The sequence below is a fragment of the Bacillus sp. PK3_68 genome (assembly GCF_003600835.1).
Classification (GTDB): domain Bacteria; phylum Bacillota; class Bacilli; order Bacillales; family Domibacillaceae; genus Pseudobacillus.
The window spans coordinates 2,658,084-2,679,560 of sequence record NZ_NQYC01000001.1; the positions used below are offsets into that span (position 1 = coordinate 2,658,084).

Below are 21,477 nucleotides of genomic sequence, written 5' to 3' on the forward strand. Positions count from 1 at the left end.
ATTATTACATGATTGACATCCTTATTATTTTATCCTGCTTTGGTCATTCATTCAACTGTTCGGACCTGCACAAAAGACTGCCGCAATCTTTTCCGGCAGTCTTTTTCGCACCTATCAACTTTTATAAGTTAAAGTGATGAATAGATTCTAGCAGTTCCCGATTCAATTCATTCAGCTTCTCGGCTGCTGTTGTAACGGATTGTACGGTCTGCACCTGGTTATCCGTATGATTCCTAACCTCCTCACAAGCTGCGACAGCATATGAGGAAAGTTCAGCCATATCGCCAACTAAAGACAACAGTTCATCCTTTTTTCCTGTAACTTGCTGAATATCTTGATGAACATCCGAAACAGCTTCCTTCATTTTATCCATAAGGGCAGAGTTTTCCTGAAAAATAGCATTTGCTTGTTTAACTGCTTTTGTTTGTTTGGAAAAGTTTTCCTTTGTTTGGTATATTTGCGCAATAGCCTGTTCGGAGCCCTCGTGAATATTGACAATCATTCCTTTAATTTCTTGTGCTGCATAATTAGATTGTTCAGCAAGCTTGCGAACTTCTTGAGCGACGACAGAAAAACCCTTTCCATGCTCACCAGCTCTCGCTGCTTCAATGCTGGCGTTGAGTGCAAGCAAATTTGTTTGAGAAGATATATCAGTGATGGCTTGAACAATGTTTCCAATTTCCTCGATTTTACAACCAAGCTCTGTTATTACCTCTTCTGTTGTATCAATAAACCTTTCAGATATATGATTTGATTCTTGTAAATATTGAATTTGATCAAAACCGGCCCGGTTCGCCCGCCCGGCATCTTCAGCAAAAGCTGCCATGATCTCTGCTTTTGCTGAAACAGCATTAATAATTTCTCCAAATTCCCCTGACTGTTCCTTTGCCTTTCTTGCTTCCTCTGCTGAACGCACAGCCCCTGCCGCAATTTCATTAATAGCTGCAAATGTTTGCTCACTGGCCCGACTGGAGTCTTTAGCTGTTAATGTTAATTCATTCATGGATTCTCTTACATTATGAGCTGACTGTGAAACTACTACGATAATATGGCTCATGCTGTCGATCATGTTGTTAAAGCTATAACCAAGTTGTGCAACTTCATCCCGGCCTTTTACTTTTACTTTCGTATGTAAGTTTCCTTTAGCTACCTCACCAACAGACTGATTCAGCTTCTCAATTGGTTTGGTGATTTTGGAAGATAAATAGTAAATAAAAATGATAATAACGAGCAATATAGAAAGAGCAGTAACAATTAATATATCTCGGATCCCCTTCGAAACGCTCAATAATTCGCTTTCCTGGTAGACAGCGCCTGCCTTCCAATGTGTGCGGTCAATCGTCTCATAAACAAATAATTCTTTTCCCTTTTCATCCCCCACAATACCGCTTTCCTTCCCGCTGTCAGCCACTTGCTTAAACAAAGGGAAGTTTGTTAAGTTCTTGCCTTTTTCTTTTGGATGCACAATGGCACCCCCGTTTTTTGCCATAATAATCGGGTAACCCTCATAGCCAATTTTTAAATCATTAATATGGTTAGTTAAGCTTGTCAAATTAATGTCTGCGCCAATGACTCCCAGCCATTGATCTCCCCTATACACTGCTTTAGAAACAGTAATTACATACGCACCGGATTTATTTTGATAAGGATCACTCCAAGCGGTCAACTTCGGCTTTTGTTTAGCAGCTTTAAACCATTCTTCTACAGTAGGATCGTAATTTGCCGGCAAACTAACTGCTGGAGCCATTTTAAATTGCTTGTCAGGGGATACATAATAAACAGTGAGTACATCCTTATATAAATAAGTATATTCATTTAAAATTTCTTGCAGCCCTCTCTCTGCTGCCTGCTTCTCTTTTATTGCAGCAGAATCTGTTATGCTTTCTCCGTAAGCTGTTACTTGTTCGCTTGCTGAAAGCAGCTGAATGCTTTCCTCGTACTTTCTTAAGAATTGCTGAATAGAATGCTCCAGTTCCTTCACAATGCCTTTCGTCTGCTGCATTACATCCCCTTTAGTCTTTTCTTCTGCTTGCCATCCAATAAAAAAGATCAGGAAAGAAAAAGAAAAAATTATTAAAATAGAAATAGGTACAATGAACTTCAATCGAATGGATTTCAGTTTCAGCCCCACCTTCCCTCGCATTATTCTTCGATTATAGTCTTTTGTACCCAAGGTAATATTAACTGGTTGTAAAACTATTATTAATTTTATAAAGGGAGGGTTCATTAATAGAAAGTAGTTTTAAATAAAAAAGACCCGCCCTAAAAAGGCGAGTCGCAAAATGTATAGAGTACCTACTTTAAAGACAGTCAAGAAGCACTCTTTTAGCTGTGCAGCTTAAAGCGATTAACCGTCTTTTTTAATTCGATGCTTAATTCCATCAACTGCTCAGAAGACATAGCCACCGACTGAATGGCATGCAGTTGCTCGTCAGCTGAAGCGCTGATTTCTTCACTTGCAGCTGCTGATTGTTCCGAGGAAGCAGCAATTTGCTCCATCACTTCCAACACTTCATTCTTCGTACTGGCTACTCCAGATATCTCCTCATTAATAGCCGAAATAGAGACTTCCATTTTCTCTACCAGCGAAGACAACTTCTTGAAAATAACCTCTGTCTCTTCCACTGCCGCTGTCTGGCTGTCAAAATTCGTCCGTGTTTTCGCCATCTGCTCGACTACTTGCCCTGATCCTTCCTGAATATCGCTAATCGTTTCCTTCACCTGATCAGTTGCCCGCGCAGACTGCTCAGCGAGCTTCCGGACTTCTTCAGCGACGACAGCAAAGCCTTTGCCGTGTTCTCCTGCCCGCGCTGCTTCAATCGAAGCATTCAAAGCCAACAGGTTCGTTTGTGAAGAAATATCGGTAATCGTCTGCATAATCAATTCAATTGATTTCACTTTTGCCTCTAAAGCAAGAATGACTTTCTCCATTTTATCAATATACATTTTTGTTTCTGTACTGGAGGAGCTAAGCGTCTCCACTTGTCCCAGTCCTGCCTTTTGTACATTTTCTGTCTGGCGGGCTGCTTCCCGGACTTCACCAGCCTGATTGGCAATTTGATTAATTTGCTCACCAAGATGACGAGAACGTTCGGTTGCCTCGCTGGACTCTTCTGACGATTTAGCCGCTCCTTTGGCGATCTCGTTAATGGCGACAGCAATTTGTTCGCTCGAAGCATTTGTCTCTTCTGAAACAGCACTTAAGTTCTCTGCCGCTTTTGTGACATTGTCAGCTGAATGGTTAACAATCGAAATAATTTCCCTCATACTAGTGACCATTTCATTAAATGTCTTCGCCAGTTCGCCAACTTCATCTTTAGTTGTAACAGGCACCTGTACGCTTAAATCTCCTCTAGCCACTTCTTTAGCTAATTTTCCAAGAGAGTGAATCGGTTTGATTATTTGATTGAGTATATAAAGAATGGCACCAATCATGACAAGCAGCAGAATGACGCCGGTAACTGCCAGGTATTTTCCGATTGATTTGGATAAACCAAGCAATGAATCGTACTTGTAGGCAGCTCCAATCTTCCAACCTACTTCTTTTACGGTATCATATACAAGAATGCGTTCTTGCTTGTCCTTCTTGTATCCCACAGTTCCCTTCTCTTGATTGTTGTCAAGAATAGATTGAACATAGTCGTATTTAGTCAAATCTTTTCCTTCCTCGGTCGGATGGACAATACCAAGCCCTTGCTTGGAAATAATGGTTGGCTCGCCGTTGTAGCCAATATGCATTTGATCCATTTGACTTGTCATGACGCCTAAGCTGATGTCAGCTCCAATGACACCAATTTTTTTGTTTTGCATTGTTACCAACTGAGATACAGTCACTACATATTCTCCAGTGGTCGCATCTATATACGGTTCACTCCATATAGCTTTCCCCTCTGACTCCATCGCTAACTTGTACCAATCTCTTGTTGTTGGATCAAAATTGTCTGGAACTTCAGCAGGATAAATATCTACTGTCCTTTTTGGTGTAGCAAAGTAGATATTCAATACATCTTTATAGGAGGTTAAATAGCGCTTGAGCGAGTTCATGACAGCTTCCTGATTCTTTATGTCCTCCTTGCCGCCCGCCAGGTTTACTCCCCGTTGGACAACCACTGGATCTTTAGCAATTAATTCAATACTTTTTCTATGCTGATCTAAAAATAAAGAAACTGAATCGCTCATTTGCTTTACAATTCCTTTTGTTTGCCCAATGACTTCTTCTTTCGTTTGCTTTTCAATTTGATGACCAATAAAAACAATAATAAAAGCAAAAGATAAAATGAGCAGTAAAGTAAGAGGTATCATTAATTTAGCCTTAATTGACCTCAAATCTATCACCCTCCTGTACATAATTGATAATGGGAGCACGGATGCGCGCCTTAGCACCGTACAATTTCCTCCTTTTTCATCGGTCGTTTTATAAAAATATAGATACTTTTATAAAATATTTATATTTTCAAATAATTGATCATAAAAAAAGACCCGCCGGTTAAGGCGAGTCTTTCGTTAAATTATTCTCCAGCTACGAATGGAAGAAGAGCTACCTGACGAGCACGTTTAATTGCAATAGTTAAACGGCGTTGGTATTTAGCGCTTGTTCCAGTTACGCGGCGTGGAAGGATTTTTCCACGTTCAGAGATAAACTTTTTCAAAAGTTCTACATCTTTATAGTCGATATGCGTAATGCCGTTAGCTGTAAAGTAACATACTTTCCGGCGCTTACGTCCGCCTCTGCGTCCTGCCATGTCGATTCCCTCCTCTTTTAGTAATGATTAGAATGGCAAGTCATCATCTGAAATATCGATCGGCTGACCGTCATTTGCAAATGGGTCTTCATCCATTCTTGTATAACCTGAATTGTTGTTACTGTTATTATTATTATTGCGTTGATTCTGTTGTCCAAACGGAAAGTCCTGGTTTCTTTGTCCGCCGCCGTATGCGTTATTTTCATTGCCACGCTCGCTTGAAGCAGCACTGCGTGGTTCTAAAAATTGTACGCTTTCAGCTAAGACCTCGGTTACGTACACACGCTTTCCATCTTGTCCTTCATAATTACGTGTTTGAATACGGCCATCTACGCCAGCTAAGCTTCCTTTTTTCAGAAAGTTTGCTACGTTTTCTGCTGCCCGGCGCCAAACGACACAATTGATGAAGTCCGTTTCACGCTCGCCCTGCTGATTAGTGAACGTACGATTCACGGCAAGTGTAAAGGTAGCAACAGCTGCTCCGTTCGGTGTGTAACGAAGTTCCGGATCTTTAGTTAAACGGCCTACTAAAACGACTCGGTTCATCATCAGAATCAACCCCCTTTAGTTCAAAATGTCCTTAAGCAGAACATTTTGAAAGATTGTTTATTTAAACGATTTATTTGTCATCTTCGCGTACTACGATATGGCGGATGATGTCGTCGCTGATTTTTGCTAAACGGTCAAATTCTTGAACCGCTGCAGCATCGGCGTTAGCATGTACTAATTGATAGAAGCCTTCACGAAAATCGTTGATTTCGTATGCTAAACGACGTTTACCCCAATCTTTAGAATCGATGATTTCCGCACCGTTAGAAGTTAAAATTCCGTCAAAGCGCTCAACAACCGCTTTTTTCGTATCTTCATCAACGTTTGGGCGGATAATGTACATAAATTCGTACTTTCTCATCTTTCTTTCACCTCCTCATGGTCTATGCGGCTCTTTTTCTTTGAAAAGAGCAAGGAGTAACTGTTTCATTACTCACAAGATAGAATTATATCATGATTGTCTCTTAAATGCAATACGATCAGCTGGACAGTTGTTGATCCAATTTTTTAAAATAAAAGCTGATCAGAAAAGAAATAACAGCGGCTGCCAATGTGACGAAAGGAGAAAGAGGGGCAGATAATGACACCCCAAACCACTCTACAGAACTAAGGAAGGCCAGGCTGACTACAAGCAGAGTGACACAGACACCAATTAATCCGGCTATCATAACTGGGCGCTTTGCGTAAACGGTCCATTTTACCCCTCTTACAATAAACATGACTATCGCAGCTATTCCTATAAAACTTATCATAACAGGGAGCAGTGTCATCGTTTTCGTTTGAATATTCATCGTCCTCAACAAAATGTTCATTATTCCATCTGTTATTAATAGCCAGGCCGCCCCTAAAAAAGATATATACAAGTAAAAACTGATTCTTTCTTTCCATCCTGGCTTTGGCAATCCGGTAATTAAACGTTCGCAATAATCTTTAGGGTGCTTGCCGAATACGTCTTCTGCTGTTTTCCCTTGTGTTTGTGCTTCAATCAAATGCTCTAGAAGCTCCAAAAGCAATTCTTCTCCCGCTTTTTCAGCAATCCTGCTCGTGCGGATATATACTAACATATCTGAATAGTATTTCTCATTTTCCTCTGATAGACATCGTCTTCTTTCATTGTTTACATTCACCATTTCCTTGGCATTCATTTTCTTTTTCCCCTCCATCTAAAAGCTGTTCAACCGGTTTTTTTATGGCTTCCCATTCTTTTTGAATCGTTTTTAAGTTCTCTTTGCCTAAAGCAGTTAAATAATAATATTTTCTGTTGGGCCCTTGGGAAGATTTTCGCATTTCTCCTGTGATCAACCCTTCTTTTTGAAGTCTCAGCAAAATAGGATAAATAGATCCTTCACTTACCATGGATAGTCCTTGATCTTGCAGTAAGGCAAAAAGCTCATAACCATATGTTGGCTGACGGTCAATTAATGCTAAAATACAGCCCTCCAACACCCCTTTTAACAGCTGACTTTTTGTGGACAACGTTCTCTTCCTTTCAAGTAGGTTGCATAACAAGTTACTGGAACAAAAATTACTACCTTGTTTAGCAAAGTAGCTCTCTTTTATTTTACTTTCTTTTCCTTCTCTGTCAACTATACGAAAAAGAATTATATTATGAGAAATTAAAAGCCGCATTATCCTAAAAAATAAGGGTAATGCGGCTTTCCTCTATGGATTCTATTTATTTCATGCTTTTTTCGTCTTATACATTAAATCTAAAATGAACAACGTCTCCATCCTGCATAATGTATTCCTTGCCCTCCAGACGAACCTTTCCAGCTTCTTTAGCAGCTGTCATAGACCCGGCTGTCATCAGATCCTCATAGGAAACCGTTTCAGCCCGGATGAATCCACGTTCGAAATCGGAATGGATAATGCCTGCACATTGCGGGGCTTTCATTCCTTTACGGAATGTCCATGCGCGCACTTCCTGAACGCCAGCTGTAAAGTACGTAGCCAGTCCAAGTAAGGAGTAGGCAGCGCGGATCAATTGATCTAAACCAGACTCTTCAATCCCAAGTTCTTGCAGGAACATCGCTTTTTCCTCCTCATCAAGCTCAGCGATTTCCTCTTCGATTTTTGCACAGACAACAATGACTTCTGCATTATCTTCTGCAGCAAATTCCCGAACCCGTTGAACGTATTCATTATCTGATGGATCAACGATATCTTCTTCACCAACGTTTGCTACATATAACATTGGCTTAGCTGTCAATAAATGAAGCTGCTTGGCGATGCGGCTCTGTTCTTCAGAAAGTTCTACTGTGCGAGCCGGTTTATTGGCTTCTAACGCTTCCTTTAATTTGACTAGAACATCGTTTTCCGCAACGGCTTCTTTGTCTTTTTGCTTGGCTAATTTGGCCACGCGCACAAGACGTTTATCAACCGTTTCCAAATCGGCTAAAATTAATTCCAGGTTAATGACTTCAATGTCATCAATCGGATCAACTTTTCCGGATACGTGTGTAATATTATCATCAGCAAAACAGCGAACTACCTGGCAAATGGCATCTACTTCACGAATATGAGCGAGGAACTTATTGCCAAGCCCTTCTCCCTTGCTCGCACCTTTAACGATGCCGGCAATGTCTGTAAATTCAAAAGCAGTAGGAACCGTTTTCTTCGGTTCTACCATTTCAGTTAACTTATTTAAACGCTCATCAGGCACTTCTACAATGCCTACATTCGGATCAATGGTACAAAAAGGGTAGTTAGCAGATTCTGCGCCTGCTTTTGTAATTGCATTAAATAACGTTGATTTTCCCACATTCGGCAAACCAACAATTCCAGCTGTTAAAGCCATTTCGGTCACTCCTCTATCGTAAACTCTTCTATTGCTTTCGCTCTAAACCTTTCACAATTATAAGTTTAGTCAAAGAAAAAGGCAATTGCCGCTTTTCCCATGGTTCTCCTTAATTTTTGCTACACTGTTAAAAATTGCATAACTAGGAGTGGATTCTATGCAGCGCATTGATCACTTACTTCGCGAGCACAAATTGTCTCATAAAAAATCGGCTATTATGACATCTCTGCGAAATTCCATTGGTATTGAGAAAAAAGCAATAAAAGAAGAAGAGATTCCAATTGGCACTTCAAAATTAGGCGGCCTGCCGGATATGCCGGATGGAATGGAATTTCCCTCGTATGAAAACGGATATCTCTGGTTCATCGGGCAATTTAATTTAAAAGAAGCAAAACCGTATGATAAGGATAACTTGCTTCCTGAGAAGGGAATTTTATATTTATTTTATGATGCTCATGAACAGCCTTGGGGCTTTGAAGAGGATGAAGGATGCTATAAAGTTCTTTATTTTGATGGAGATGTCTGTGAATTAAAAAGAAGAGCATTTCCCGGGGAAAGTGAAGGTGACTATTCTTTAGACGCCTATAAAATAGCATTCAAGAATATATATACCGTTTCCGAGTACCCTGAAAATCTGCCATTTGAAGATGAAAACGAAGAAGATCGCTTTTGGAATTTTCGCCAGGAATTAATGCAGCCGGAAGATGAAAACGGCTCTATTGTCCCAGCTCATTACATGTTAGGAGAACCATTCAACGTTCAAAATGATGTATTTGAGGAGCTATATGATAGCAGCAAACACCCTGTATTATTGTTCCAAATAGATTCGGATGAGCAGGACTTAGGTGTTATGTGGGGTGATTCAGGACTCTTATACTTTTGCATAGAAAAAGAAGAATTACTCGCTAAACAATTTGATAAAGTTACTTTTACTCTGCAATGTTTTTAATCCATTGCAAGTTTTCTGCTAAAAAACAGCAGCGTTATGCTTCGCTGCTGTTTTCAACTGGATGAATCACTTTCTTCATTTTTTTAACAAATTCTCTTCTCGGTAAAATAACGCTATGCCCGCATCCTTCACATTTTATTCGGATGTCCATACCGAGCCTAATTATTTTCCAGCGATTTGTCCCGCATGGGTGTGGTTTTTTCATTTCGACGACATCATTCAATTCAAATGTTTTTTCCATACGCTCACCCCCTGCTTATGTTTTCATTCTTTTTATGCGCCACTGCTTCTTCTTGCTCTGTACGAGAATACATAACAAGCCGTGGGAATGGTATTTCAATTCCATTTTCATCCAAACACAATTTCACTTCTTTACGAATCATCCGGGCGATGTACCAGTGATTCATCGGCGTAGTTTCAGCAGCTATTCTTAAGATAACATCTGAGGCCGCCAAATTCTGTACACCGAGCAAGGTGGGCGGTGCTACAATTTCTTCGTACTTATCCTGCAGCGTCCCCAATAACGCTTCAATGGCTTTTTCTGCTTCTTCAATATTTTCTTCATAAGCGATACTCACATCTACCACAGCCATACTGTTATGAATAGAAAAGTTGGTGACTTCCGTAATGGAACCATTCGGCAAAATATGAAGTTCTCCTGTCCATTGTTTAATTTTTGTTGTTCTGAGACCAATTTCTTCGACAGTCCCCTCAAAATTACCGATACGAACAAAGTCTCCTACTGAAAACTGGTCCTCAAAAATGATAAAGAAACCGCTAATTACGTCACGCACAAGGTTCTGGGCGCCGAAACCAACCGCAAGGCCGAGAACCCCGGCTCCGGCAATTAGCCCTTTCACATTGAAAGTTAAAATCGAGAGAATATTAAGGAGTGCAACGAAATATACAACATAGGAAACTATATTTTCCATTAATTTTAACAAAGTGGTTTCTCGCCGTTCTGAATATCTAAGAGGGGCTTTTGCACGCAAATGGAAAAAGTTGCGGATGGCTGTTTTAGCTACCTTTACAAGAATAGCTGCCACAATCATCGTCAGGATGATTTTTATTGCTCCTCCTCCAACAGCAAGCCACGTCTCTTCATTTGTTAATTTATCCCACGTTTTATCAAGCGTACGCTGAAATGTAGACATGAAATTCCTCCTTTACGGTCTTTGCTTGAAGGACAATCTTCATTTTAACAAGAATAGCAAAGAATTTGTAGCCAGGCACATTGAATAGAAACTTTTTCTTTTTCCCGGGAGCATGTATAGAATCGCTCAAAAATCCGTATACTTTTACTATTATCCAGCAGGAGGTAGCTTATGAATCTTAAAAATTTGTTTGATCGAAAGCCTGATTCATATAGTGTTTATTATGAAGAGCAGCAGGCGGCTTCCACATTTGCTGACTACTTGCTGACGCTGCTGCCGCCTCCGGGAAGCTGTCCGGTTGTCTTTACTTTTATTGGTACCGATCGCTCTACCGGGGACGCTCTTGGCCCGCTTGTCGGCACATTGCTTCAGGAAAAGAAAGTACCAGCCTTTCATATGTATGGCACACTTGAAGATCCCGTTCATGCAGTAAATCTTGTAGAGAAACTTGCCCTCATAAAGAAAGAACACGAGCGCCCTTTTATTATAGGAGCAGATGCTTGCCTAGGCAGGTTGAAAAGTGTCGGACGTATCCAAGTAGGCAAAGGGCCCGTTAAACCAGGGGCCGGTGTTAACAAACAATTACCGGCCGTAGGAGATGCCCATATAACAGGCATTGTAAATATTAGTGGGTTTATGGAATTCTTCGTATTGCAAAATACACGATTACACCTTGTAATGAGCATGGCTCGTGTTATAGCCGAAGGGATCGCCAAAGCTTCCATACGCTATTCGGCCTCTGCCATCTTGCAAGAAAGCATGGGCTCATCCGATTCGAATATAAAGAAGCAGGCATCCTTATACTCTAAGCAGCTCTTTAAAAAAGATATTGAATCGTAATAATCGCTCCGACAACTAAAAGGCTTGGCAGTAAATTTGCTACTCTCACTTTCGTCAAGCCAAGTAAGTTGAGCCCAATAGCTAAGATCATGATTCCTCCGGTTGCGGTCATTTCGACAATAAAGGCGTCCATCCACTCTTTCGGTACAAACCGGTCGATTTGAGTAGCAAATAAAGCAATGATTCCTTGATATAGAACAACCGGCACAGCGGAAAAGATCACACCAATTCCTAAAGTAGTCGTTAAAATTAAAGCAGTGACACCATCAATAATTGCTTTTGTCAGGAGCACTTCATGGTTGCCGCGGATGCCGCTGTCAAGCGCCCCGATAATTCCCATTGCTCCGATAACAAAAATCAGCGTTGCTGTTACGAAGCCTTGTGAGATACTTGTTTCATCTGTTTCTTTGCCGATTTTCTTTTCTAGCCATAGACCGATTCGGTTCAATCGTTCATCTAGCATTAAAATTTCCCCGATGGCTGCTCCAATAACAAGGCTAATAATGACAGTCAAAAAGTCTTCACTTTTTAGTCCCATCTGTAATCCAAGTACGACAACCGCTAGCCCGATTGCTTGCATCACGGTTCCTTTAATCCCTTCTGGAATACGATTTAACCACTTGCCAAGCATAGCTCCCAGAACAATTGTTAAACCATTTACAATGGATCCATATAACACCATTTCCCTTTTCTCCTTTAATTTCACTTATGAAAAAGGAGCTGACGGTAACCGACAGCTCCCTGATTAATTCTTCTTTAATAAATCAAGTATTCTGTTTAAGTCTTCTACCGATAAAAACTCAATTTCAATTTTTCCTTTTTTCTTGTCTTTTGCTTGTTTTATATGAACCGATGTGCCAAAATGCTCCCTTAATACTTCTTCTCGCTCTTTTAAAAATATGTCTTTTGTTTTTTTGGAGCTAGACGTTTCACGTGAAACATTATTATTCAGCTGTTGAATCCACTTTTCAAGCTGCCTTACATTCAATCCTTCTGCCACTGTCTTTTTGGCGGTCTCTATCATTTGTTCTTTTCTTTTCAAACCAAGAAGTGCCCGGCCATGTCCCATCGTTAGCTTGCCTTCATTTATCAATTGCTGTACCTCTACCGGAAGTGAAAGCAGCCGCAAGTGATTGGCGATATGGGAGCGGCTTTTTCCCATTTTTAACGCTAATTCTTCTTGTGTCAGATTTAACTTTTCAATGAGAGACTGATAAGCTGCCGCTTCTTCAAGTACGGTTAAATCCTCTCTTTGAAGGTTTTCAAGAAGTGCCATTTCCATCATTTGTTCGTCGGATAGCTTGCGAACAACAACAGGAACCCTCTCCAGCTTTGCAGCCTTTGCCGCCCGGTAACGCCTTTCCCCGACTACAATCTCGTAGCCTTTGATGCTCTTGCGGGCAATAATCGGCTGCAGAATCCCATATTCTTGAATGGACTCCTTTAATTCTTCAATTGTTTCTTCATTAAAGATTTTACGCGGTTGATAAGGATTAGGACGCAATTCCTTTAATTTTATCTCTTTCACTGCTTCTTCATTCTCTAATTCAAGATCTTTGAAAATAGCATTAATGCCTCTTCCCAATCCTTTAGCCATTAGCTGCCACCTCCTTCGCAAAATCTAAGTACATTTCGGCTCCTTTTGAGCGAGGATCATATAGAATGATTGGTTTTCCATGGCTCGGCGCTTCACTGAGACGAATATTCCGCGGAATGATGGTTCGGTAAACCTTATCCTGAAAATACTTTTTTACTTCCTCAATTACTTGCAATCCGAGGTTTGTCCGAGCATCAAGCATCGTAAGCAGAACACCTTCGATGGCTAATTCTGTATTCAAGTGCTTTTGCACGAGACGGACTGTGTTAAGCAGCTGGCTTAATCCCTCAAGTGCATAATACTCACATTGAACAGGAATGATAACAGAATCGGCTGCTGTTAAAGCATTAACGGTTAACAGTCCAAGGGAAGGGGGACAATCTACTAAAATATAATCGAAATTGTTACGCACTCCTTCAAGTGCTCTTTTTAAACGCAGCTCCCTGGAAATCGTCGGTACCAATTCAATGTCTGCACCCGCTAGTGAAATGGTTGCCGGCGCTACAAACAAGTTCTCTATAGCAGCTGGTTTAATAATGCTCGCCATCTCTATATCATCGACTAAAACATCATACATGCATTGGTCGACATCTCCCTTTTCAATGCCGATCCCACTCGTTGCATTTCCCTGTGGATCAATATCAACCAACAATACTTTTTTATCTAAAGAAGCTAAACAAGCTCCGAGATTAACAGAGGTAGTTGTTTTTCCTACGCCTCCTTTTTGGTTAGCTATCGCAATGACTTTTCCCATCCGGCCCACCTGCTTTCTTCTATCCTAGTAATTTTTGTATTTCTATTTTAACAAAAATAGCCTCTCAGTTATCAATCCTGCTTAAAATACTTTTTAAGAATACGCACACAAATAATTGGATGGCAGCTTATTTTTAGCAAACATAAGTATTGGTCTGCTATCCATGCTTTGTAATAAAAAAGCGAGAAACCGTCAGCCGGCTTCTCACTTCATTTCTTTTTCGGTATCTTAATTGTAATCTGATAGAAGTCATCAAATTCCTCTTCTTGCGACTTTAAATCAATGCCATTGTCACTCACCATCGATAGCGATTGGCGAATCGTATTAACGGCAATTCTGACATCCTTGCTAAAAGCTTTGCGGCGGGGTTTAGGCTTTTGCTTCGGTGTGTCCAGCAGTTGAATGACTCGGTCTTCTGTTTGTTTGACATTGAACTGTTTTTCTATAATCTCATTCATAACCTGCACTTGTTTTTCCGGATTTTTTAATGGAATCAGTGCTCGTGCATGACGCTCAGTAATTTTCTTTTGGGCCAAAGCTTCCTGAACTTCTTGCGGCAACTTTAACAGCCGTAGCTTATTTGCTACAGTCGACTGGCCCTTTCCGAGACGCTGGGCAAGTGCTTCCTGAGTCAAACCGTGAAGTTCAAGCAATTTCCCATAAGCAATCGCTTCTTCAATCGGCGATAATTCTTCCCTTTGCAAGTTTTCTATTAAAGCAACCGAAGCAGTCTCGGTATCATTTAAGTTATTAATAATGGCCGGAACGGTCTCCCATTTCAATGTTTGGACTGCCCGCCAACGCCTCTCACCGGCAATTAGCTCATATTTCCCATCCTCTGTTTCTCGGACAACAATTGGCTGAATAATACCGTGAATGTGAATGGTTCTAGCTAGTTCTTCTATCTTTCCATCATCAAAAACTGTTCTCGGCTGGAAGCGGTTCGGCATAATCAAGGACACCGGGATTTGTTTAACTGCCTCTCTCTCCGCTGCTGATTCTTCTACTAACGCTATGTCTCTTGGCTGCTCTTCTGCTGCTTTTTCCCCCATGTTAAAAAAACGAGAGAAACGACGCTTCATGATCCCTACACCACCTTTAACGGACTCCCTTTAATACCTATTCTCTCTTTAACAGTCTTGTTCCTTCTTCCAAAGACTGCTTTTTTGCACAATCTCAAAAAAGTAAAGTTATCCACAAGTGGATAACTTCAAAATGAAGACGATACTTTATATGCCCTCGGCTGCCTGGAAACGTTTAGCTTTCAGGATGCTTCTCTAGCGAGGAACACCATAGCTAGGAAAGCTATAAAGAAAGCGGGTGTTTATCGGCAGACCAGAGGTTTACTCAATCGGTGACTTATTTGGCGTTCCAGGTTTTCTAGGGTACTTTTTTGGTGTTATTTTCGTCTTATCAACTACCATAATAGCCCGTTCGCTCTCTTCCATTGGGAGCAAAAATGAATGTTCTTCCCGCAAACGGCCACCGAGTACCGTGAGTGCTTTATGACTGTTTTTTAATTCATCTTTTGCATTGGCCGCTTTCATCGCTAAAAAGACTCCGCCCACTTTGACGAGTGGCAAACACAGTTCACTCAGCACAGACATCCGGGCAACTGCACGGGCCATCACCACGTCATATTGTTCCCTGTGCTCCGGAAGCTTCCCAAATGTCTCCGCGCGGTCATGATAAAAGTGCACATCATTTAACTGCAGTTCACTCGCCAGATGATTTAGAAATGTAATCCGTTTATTGAGTGAGTCAACGATCGTCACCTGAATATCCGGAAAAGCAATCTTTAACGGAATGCTTGGAAACCCGGCTCCTGCCCCTACATCACAAATAGCCAGGCTGCCGGAGAAGTCAAAATAGAACGCTGCAGACAGCGAGTCATAGAAGTGCTTTAAATACACCTCTTCTTTATCAGTAATCGCTGTTAAGTTCATCTTTTCATTCCATTCAACGAGCAATTGATAGTACAAATCAAATTGCTCAAGCTGGGAAGGAGAAAGATGAATCCCTTTCTCCGCAAGCTGTTGCTGAAATTGTTCTTTATTCACTTGCCTACCATCCCTTCAACTAGACTCAATTCGCTGTGCGGGCGATGCGCCCCTGTTCAATATAAACAAGCAAAATGGAAATGTCAGCCGGGTTGACACCTGAAATTCGGGAGGCTTGGGCAATAGAGAGCGGTCTAACTTCTTTCAAGTTATGACGCGCTTCTGTAGCAAGGCCGTTAATCGCATCGTAATCGATGTTTTCCGGTATTTTTTTGTTTTCCATTTTCTTTAGCTTTTCCACTTGTTGAAGAGATTTTTCAATATATCCCTCATATTTAATTTGAATTTCCACTTGTTCCTCTACTTCAGTATCCAATTCATGAGGAGCAGGAACCAGTTTCTTTAAATGATCGTAATGCATTTCGGGACGTTTTAAAAGGTCAGTAGCCCGGATGCCGTCTTTTAACTCACTGCCGCCAGCTTCACGAATGATAGCTTGTGTTTCTGCATTTGGTTTAATGATTATCGATTGCAAACGCTCTATTTCCCCGGCAATAGCCGCTTTCTTTTTCAAGAAACGCTCGTATCGTTCTTGCGAAATCAAACCGATGCGATAGCCGATTTCCGTCAGACGCAAATCAGCGTTGTCATGGCGTAGCAGGAGACGATATTCTGCACGCGAAGTGAGCAAGCGATATGGTTCGCTTGTTCCTTTCGTCACTAGATCATCGATCAGCACACCAATATAGGCATCAGAGCGGCTTAAAATCACTTCTTCTTTGCCAAGAATACGGCAAGCAGCATTGATTCCAGCCATCATGCCTTGTGCAGCCGCTTCTTCGTAACCGGATGTTCCATTAATCTGACCTGCTGTATAAAGATTTTTCACTTTTTTCGTTTCCAATGTTGGCCATAACTGTGTCGGTACGATTGCATCATACTCAATTGCATAACCGGCGCGCATCAGCTGAGCTTTTTCCAGGCCTGGAATCGTGCGCAGCATCCGATATTGAACATCTTCTGGCAAGCTGGAGGACAAGCCCTGTACATAGACTTCTTCCGTATTGCGGCCTTCTGGCTCTAAAAAGATTTGATGGCGCGGCTTGTCATTGAAGCGAACAATCTTATCTTCAATGGATGGGCAATAACGTGGGCCTTTCCCCTTAATCACCCCAGAAAACATTGGAGAGCGATGAAGGTTTTCATTGATAATGCTATGAGTTTCTTCATTCGTATAAGTCAGCCAGCAAGGGAGCTGGTCTGTAATAAATTTTGTTGTCTCATAACTGAAAGCACGAGGTTCTTCATCACCGGGTTGAATTTCTGTTTTGCTGTAGTCAATTGTCCGGCTGTTGACACGCGGCGGCGTCCCCGTTTTAAAGCGAACAAGGTCAAAGCCAAGTCTCTCTAGATTTTCTGACAGACGGATTGATGGCTGCTGGTTATTTGGCCCGCTTGAATATTTCAAATCACCAATGATAATTTCACCGCGCAAAAATGTTCCAGTCGTAATAATAACTGCTTGTGAACGATAAACTGCCCCGGTTTGTGTGACGACACCACGGCATTCTCCCTCTTCAACGATAAGATCTTCAACCATTCCCTGGATCAGTGTTAAGTTCTCTTGATTTTCAATTGTTTTTTTCATTTCCTGCTGATACAGTACTTTGTCGGCCTGTGCGCGCAATGCCCGCACGGCTGGGCCTTTCCCTGTATTCAGCATGCGCATTTGAATATGCGTTTTGTCGATGTTCTTGCCAATTTCACCGCCAAGAGCATCCAGTTCCCGAACAACAATTCCTTTAGCTGGGCCACCAATAGATGGATTACATGGCATGTAAGCAATCATATCGAGGTTAATCGTGATCATTAACGTCTTTGCCCCTGCTCGGGCAGATGCCAACCCTGCTTCTACACCAGCATGTCCGGCGCCTACAACGACAACATCATATTCGCCAGCTTCATATTGTAGCATGTTTTTTCCTCCTTATTTTATTATTTTCCAAGACAAAATTGTGAAAATAACTGATCAATCAAGCTATCATGGACACTCTCGCCGATAATTTCGCCCAATAGCTCCCATGTTCTTGTTAAATCAATTTGAACAATATCAATTGGTGTTCCCGACTGTGTATTTTCAATCGCATCGGTAATAGCTGTTAATGCTTGGTGAAGCAAAGCAATATGACGGGAATTTGAAACATACGTCATGTCTCCTGCTTCAATGGAGCCAGAGAAAAACAAGGAAGCAATCGCTTCTTCCAGCTCATCAATTCCCTTTTCCTCCAGCAAAGAAGTAGTGACTAGCTGCTTCCCTTCCGCCAGCTTTTGCACCCGGTCTATATTAATTTTCTGTGGCAGGTCTGTTTTATTCACGATGACGATAACATCCATGCCAGCTGTCGCTTCAAATAATTTTTCATCTTCTGCTGTCAACTCGTCAGAATAATTTAGAACAAGCAAAATCAAATCTGCTTCCTTTAGCACCTGACGAGACCGTTCCACGCCAATTCGTTCAACGATGTCTTCCGTTTCACGAATTCCTGCTGTATCAACAAGACGGAGAGGCACGCCTCGTACATTGACGTATTCCTCAATCACATCACGCGTTGTTCCGGGAATGTCGGTGACAATCGCTTTATTCTCTTGCACAAGCGCATTGAGCAAAGACGATTTGCCGACATTCGGACGGCCAATGATCACTGTTGATAACCCTTCCCGCAAAATCTTACCTTGTTCTGATGTGCGCAGAAGCTTTTCTATTTCTTTTTGAACAAGTTCTGCCTTTTCCAACAGAACATGATGAGTCATTTCTTCCACATCATCATATTCAGGGTAATCAATATTCACTTCAATATGAGCGAGTGTTTCTAAAATTTCCTGGCGCAGTGTACGAATAAGCTTTGAAAGACGGCCTTCCATTTGGTTAAGCGCCACATTCATTGCTTTATCCGTCTTTGCCCGAATCAAGTCCATCACCGCTTCTGCCTGCGACAAATCAATCCGGCCGTTAAGAAAAGCTCTTTTCGTGAATTCACCTGGTTCTGCAAGGCGTGCTCCTTCGCTTAAAACGAGCTGTAATACCCGGTTAACAGAGACGATACCTCCATGGCAATTGATCTCTACCACATCTTCCCGTGTGAACGTTTTTGGTCCTCTCATGAGCGAAAGCATTACTTCTTCTACGACCTGCCCCGTCTTTGGATCAATCAAGTGGCCATAATGGATCGTATGACTGGCCATCTCTGTTAACGACCTTTTCGACGGAGTCTGAAAAATGCGGTCAGCAATATCTACTGCTTCTTCACCGCTAAGGCGGACGATAGCAATCGCTCCTTCTCCCATCGGTGTCGAAATAGCGGCAATTGTATCAAGATCCAACTTTTCTCACCTCTTCCTTCAACATACTATCTATAAAAAAGTGCATGATCTTTATTCTCAAATCATTAGATTAACACACGCAAGACGATTTAAAAAGAAGGCTGGATTGTCCACAGCCTTCTTTTTAATCTTATCCATTTTAACTTATTCACGTGTGGATAACAATAACTACGCAGTCTCATTTATGGAATAAAAAGTAATAAACTACTAATTAAAAGTAAATAAATGGTATATAGATGCTCTTTTTCTGAAAAAATAAATTTATCCACATGTGATTAATTGGCTCTCACAATAAAAAAGGCCTTCCCGATCCTTCTTTTCTCCTGAAGAAAAGAATTTTTCGGGAAGGCCTCTATTTGTTTTTAGGCGCAATGACTACATAGCGGTTTGGTTCTGTGCCTTCTGAAAATGTACGTACCTGAGAGTTACCAGCAAGTGCAGCATGGATAACTTTTCGCTCGGCAGCTGGCAATGGTTCGAGACGAACAGGCTTTCCTGTTGATCCTGCTTTCTCAGCCATTCGTCCTGCCAGAGTAGTAAGCGACTCTTCTCTTCTTTTTCGATAATCTCCAGCGTCAAGCTTAAAATGTATAAACTCTTTTGAATGATGGTTAATGACGAGCTGGGTGAGCTGCTGCAAAGAATTTAATGTTTGTCCTCTTTTTCCAATTAACAGGGCAATTTTTTCACCGGAAAGTGAAAAAGTAACTTGTTTTCCTTGCTTTTGCACATGGATGTTTGGATGTACGCCTAAATGGGCTGCAATAGATAAAATGTAATCTTTCGCTTCACTGATCGGATCTGGCTTGCGTCTTACTCTCACGGAAGCTGGGCGCTGACCGAACAGGCCAAACAATCCTTTTTTTCCTTCGTCCAAAATGTCAATTTCAACTTGTTCTTCTGTTGCTTTTAATTGCTTTAAAGCAGACTGAAGAGCTTCTTCAACAGTTTGACCGACAGCCGTAATCTCTTTCATCCATCCCCCTCCTAGTCATTAACTGAAGTGGTCTTACTAACACCAGGCCGGTTGATAATCAATGTTTGTATAATCATAAACACGTTACCTACTACCCAATACAATGACAAAGCAGCTGGTAAATTGACAGCAAATACAATAATCATAATTGGCATTAGCCAAAGCATCATAGCCATTTGTGGGTTCTGGTTCATTGCTCCAGCCATCATCAACTTTTGTTGTAGGAACGTTGTGATTCCCGCAACAAGCGGAAGGACAAAGAAAGGGTCTGGAGAACCTAAATCAAACCATAAAAAAGTATCTTGTTTAATTGCCTCTGTACGCATGATTGCCTGATAAAATCCAAAAATAATCGGCATTTGGATAATCAGCGGAAAACAGCCGGCGAGAGGATTTACCCCATGTTTTTGGAAAAGTGCCATTGTTTCCTGCTGCATTTTTTGCTGGGTCACAGCATCTTTTGACTTGTACTTTTCTTTGATCTTTTGCATCTCAGGCTGTAGAATTTGCATGGCTTTCGTATTTTTCGTTTGTTTGATCATCAGTGGTAAAATAATGAGTCGAATGATGATTGTAACGATAATGATCGCCCAGCCATAGCTGCCAACTGCCTCGGCAGTCTTTGTAATAACAACTGAAAGCGGATACACCACAAACTCATTCCAAAAACCTTTGCTGTCCGGCGTAATTTCTTTATTTACCTCTGTACAGCCGGCAAGCAGTACGGTGGTCACTGCTAAAAGAATTAGAGTGATCATCTTTCTATTCAAACGCTTCTCCCCCCCTGTCAGTTCTATACGGCGCCCCTTTTCTAAAAAGCCACCCATTTATTCTATTTTATTTTTTTACAATTTTTACTCATGTCGTTGTGTTCTTTGGTTGATTGCCTTTGCCCGCTTCAGCACATGAATGAGACTTTTTTTTACTTCCTTGCTATTCATCTCAGCAGCTGGCTTGCGGGCAATGACAATAAAATCGTATCCCGGCAGAATTTCTTCTTTTAATTCTGTAAAGCTTTGTCTGATGTATCGCTTAATCCGGTTGCGTATAACTGCATTGCCAACCTTCTTGCTGACAGACAACCCGATCCGGAAAGGAACAGTTAAATCTTTTCTATACACGTACACCACAAATTGACGATTGGCAAAAGACTTTCCGCCCTTGAAAACGGATTGAAACTCACTGTCTTTTTTTATGCGGAATGTTTTTTTCATTAGTCTATCACCTTTTCTTCGCCATTTTTTCTAAAAAAAAGACCACTGAGATTTTTCAGTGGCTTATGCAGATAATACTTTTCTTCCTTTAGCACGACGGCGAGCTAGAACGCGACGGCCATTTTTAGAGCTCATACGGCTGCGAAATCCGTGAACTTTACTTCTTTTACGTTTATTTGGTTGGTAAGTTCTTTTCATTATAAAACACCTCCCTGAGGAATGGAAAATTTAACGTTAAAGACAGTCTTTTTGATTATAAAGATGAACTCTTTTCCTGTCAATACCTAAACACAAAGCAAAAAATACCTCTTTTCCCCAAAAAGTCATTCTTCTTGCCATCATTTGATCTTATTTTTTTATTTAAGAAGACACTTGGGACACTTAACCAGGAAAACAGGCTTGTCCATAAGTCCACAAGCACTTTTCGAACAGCTGTGGATAAATTTCGACAGTTTTTTTCTTATACACAGATGTTGCTGACAAGTTTTACACAAATGCGCCCCCTGTGGAAAAGTTTTTTTGCA

The 21,477-nt window shown here is 41.2% G+C and carries 23 protein-coding genes and 1 pseudogene; 2 read left to right on the plus strand and 22 right to left on the minus strand.

What is annotated here, in order from left to right:
* Positions 1–121: 121 nt before the first annotated feature.
* From CJ483_RS13440 to ychF, 9 genes and pseudogenes are all read right to left on the minus strand, one after another.
* On the minus strand, positions 122–2,227 hold the full coding sequence (locus CJ483_RS13440) for a methyl-accepting chemotaxis protein (RefSeq protein WP_120035754.1): 2,106 nt from the start codon (positions 2,225–2,227) through the stop codon (positions 122–124).
* Positions 2,228–2,325: 98 nt separating this feature from the next.
* Complete coding sequence (locus tag CJ483_RS25800) at positions 2,326–3,279, minus strand: methyl-accepting chemotaxis protein (protein ID WP_481747742.1); 954 nt, start codon at positions 3,277–3,279, stop codon at positions 2,326–2,328.
* A pseudogene (locus CJ483_RS25805) lies at positions 3,274–4,347 on the minus strand (HAMP domain-containing protein); the annotation flags it as partial. The pseudogene CJ483_RS25805 and the gene CJ483_RS25800, both read right to left, overlap by 6 nt.
* 161 nt (positions 4,348–4,508) lie before the next feature.
* Positions 4,509–4,742, minus strand: a complete 234-nt coding sequence (gene rpsR, locus CJ483_RS13450; protein WP_041095655.1) for a 30S ribosomal protein S18 — start codon at positions 4,740–4,742, stop codon at positions 4,509–4,511.
* Positions 4,743–4,769: 27 nt separating this feature from the next.
* Entirely contained in the window at positions 4,770–5,291 is a 522-nt protein-coding gene (gene ssb, locus CJ483_RS13455) for a single-stranded DNA-binding protein (protein WP_120035756.1), read from the minus strand.
* Between the two features lie 70 nt (positions 5,292–5,361).
* Positions 5,362–5,652 carry a 30S ribosomal protein S6 gene (gene rpsF, locus CJ483_RS13460; RefSeq protein ID WP_049665910.1) on the minus strand — a complete coding sequence of 97 codons (291 nt, stop codon included), beginning with the start codon at positions 5,650–5,652 and terminating at the stop codon, positions 5,362–5,364.
* A 118-nt stretch (positions 5,653–5,770) separates the two neighbouring features.
* On the minus strand, positions 5,771–6,436 hold the full coding sequence (locus tag CJ483_RS13465; protein WP_182917055.1) for a DUF1129 family protein: 666 nt from the start codon (positions 6,434–6,436) through the stop codon (positions 5,771–5,773).
* Positions 6,402–6,767: a PadR family transcriptional regulator gene (locus tag CJ483_RS13470; protein ID WP_120035758.1), complete on the minus strand. Its 366-nt coding sequence runs from the start codon at positions 6,765–6,767 to the stop codon at positions 6,402–6,404. The genes CJ483_RS13465 and CJ483_RS13470 overlap by 35 nt, the downstream gene beginning before the upstream one ends.
* A 220-nt stretch (positions 6,768–6,987) precedes the next feature.
* Positions 6,988–8,088, minus strand: a complete 1,101-nt coding sequence (gene ychF / locus CJ483_RS13475) for a redox-regulated ATPase YchF (protein WP_120035759.1) — start codon at positions 8,086–8,088, stop codon at positions 6,988–6,990.
* Positions 8,089–8,245: 157 nt separating this feature from the next.
* Between ychF and CJ483_RS13480 the strand changes: the two genes are divergently transcribed.
* Complete coding sequence (locus tag CJ483_RS13480; RefSeq protein ID WP_120035760.1) at positions 8,246–9,037, plus strand: YwqG family protein; 792 nt, start codon at positions 8,246–8,248, stop codon at positions 9,035–9,037.
* 34 nt (positions 9,038–9,071) lie between these two features.
* Here CJ483_RS13480 and CJ483_RS13485 read toward each other — a convergent pair whose 3' ends face one another.
* The gene (locus CJ483_RS13485) at positions 9,072–9,278 is read right to left on the minus strand and encodes a DUF951 domain-containing protein (protein ID WP_120035761.1); all 207 of its coding nucleotides are present in this window, start codon (positions 9,276–9,278) and stop codon (positions 9,072–9,074) included.
* Positions 9,279–9,282: 4 nt separating this feature from the next.
* Positions 9,283–10,191, minus strand: a complete 909-nt coding sequence (locus tag CJ483_RS13490) for a mechanosensitive ion channel family protein (RefSeq protein ID WP_120035762.1) — start codon at positions 10,189–10,191, stop codon at positions 9,283–9,285.
* Positions 10,192–10,362: 171 nt separating this feature from the next.
* On the opposite strand from CJ483_RS13490, the gene yyaC reads away from it, so the two are divergent.
* The gene (gene yyaC / locus CJ483_RS13495; RefSeq protein ID WP_120035763.1) at positions 10,363–11,031 is read left to right on the plus strand and encodes a spore protease YyaC; all 669 of its coding nucleotides are present in this window, start codon (positions 10,363–10,365) and stop codon (positions 11,029–11,031) included.
* Here the strand turns inward: yyaC and CJ483_RS13500 are convergent.
* The 11 genes from CJ483_RS13500 to rpmH form a co-directional block, all read right to left on the minus strand.
* Positions 11,009–11,713 carry a DUF554 domain-containing protein gene (locus CJ483_RS13500; protein ID WP_120035764.1) on the minus strand — a complete coding sequence of 235 codons (705 nt, stop codon included), beginning with the start codon at positions 11,711–11,713 and terminating at the stop codon, positions 11,009–11,011. The two genes, yyaC and CJ483_RS13500, sit on opposite strands and share 23 nt — an antisense overlap.
* 63 nt (positions 11,714–11,776) lie before the next feature.
* A complete protein-coding gene (locus CJ483_RS13505) occupies positions 11,777–12,628 on the minus strand; it encodes a ParB/RepB/Spo0J family partition protein (protein ID WP_120035765.1) in 852 nt (283 codons plus the stop codon).
* Positions 12,621–13,382, minus strand: coding sequence for a ParA family protein (locus CJ483_RS13510; RefSeq protein ID WP_120035766.1), 762 nt, complete (start codon positions 13,380–13,382; stop codon positions 12,621–12,623). The genes CJ483_RS13505 and CJ483_RS13510 overlap by 8 nt, the downstream gene beginning before the upstream one ends.
* A gap of 209 nt (positions 13,383–13,591) precedes the next feature.
* Positions 13,592–14,464: a nucleoid occlusion protein gene (noc, locus tag CJ483_RS13515; protein WP_120035767.1), complete on the minus strand. Its 873-nt coding sequence runs from the start codon at positions 14,462–14,464 to the stop codon at positions 13,592–13,594.
* 261 nt (positions 14,465–14,725) lie between these two features.
* Entirely contained in the window at positions 14,726–15,442 is a 717-nt protein-coding gene (gene rsmG, locus CJ483_RS13520; RefSeq protein WP_120035768.1) for a 16S rRNA (guanine(527)-N(7))-methyltransferase RsmG, read from the minus strand.
* 25 nt (positions 15,443–15,467) lie between these two features.
* Positions 15,468–17,357 (minus strand): tRNA uridine-5-carboxymethylaminomethyl(34) synthesis enzyme MnmG, encoded by a 1,890-nt coding sequence (gene mnmG / locus CJ483_RS13525; RefSeq protein WP_120035769.1) that lies wholly within the window; start codon positions 17,355–17,357, stop codon positions 15,468–15,470.
* Between the two features lie 20 nt (positions 17,358–17,377).
* Positions 17,378–18,763 (minus strand): tRNA uridine-5-carboxymethylaminomethyl(34) synthesis GTPase MnmE, encoded by a 1,386-nt coding sequence (gene mnmE / locus CJ483_RS13530; protein WP_120035770.1) that lies wholly within the window; start codon positions 18,761–18,763, stop codon positions 17,378–17,380.
* A gap of 352 nt (positions 18,764–19,115) precedes the next feature.
* The gene (gene jag, locus CJ483_RS13535; RefSeq protein ID WP_120035771.1) at positions 19,116–19,739 is read right to left on the minus strand and encodes an RNA-binding cell elongation regulator Jag/EloR; all 624 of its coding nucleotides are present in this window, start codon (positions 19,737–19,739) and stop codon (positions 19,116–19,118) included.
* Between the two features lie 11 nt (positions 19,740–19,750).
* Complete coding sequence (spoIIIJ, locus tag CJ483_RS13540; protein ID WP_120038029.1) at positions 19,751–20,497, minus strand: YidC family membrane integrase SpoIIIJ; 747 nt, start codon at positions 20,495–20,497, stop codon at positions 19,751–19,753.
* Positions 20,498–20,593: 96 nt separating this feature from the next.
* Entirely contained in the window at positions 20,594–20,953 is a 360-nt protein-coding gene (gene rnpA / locus CJ483_RS13545) for a ribonuclease P protein component (RefSeq protein ID WP_120035772.1), read from the minus strand.
* A gap of 63 nt (positions 20,954–21,016) precedes the next feature.
* Entirely contained in the window at positions 21,017–21,151 is a 135-nt protein-coding gene (rpmH, locus tag CJ483_RS13550; protein ID WP_049665949.1) for a 50S ribosomal protein L34, read from the minus strand.
* Positions 21,152–21,477 lie beyond the last annotated feature (326 nt).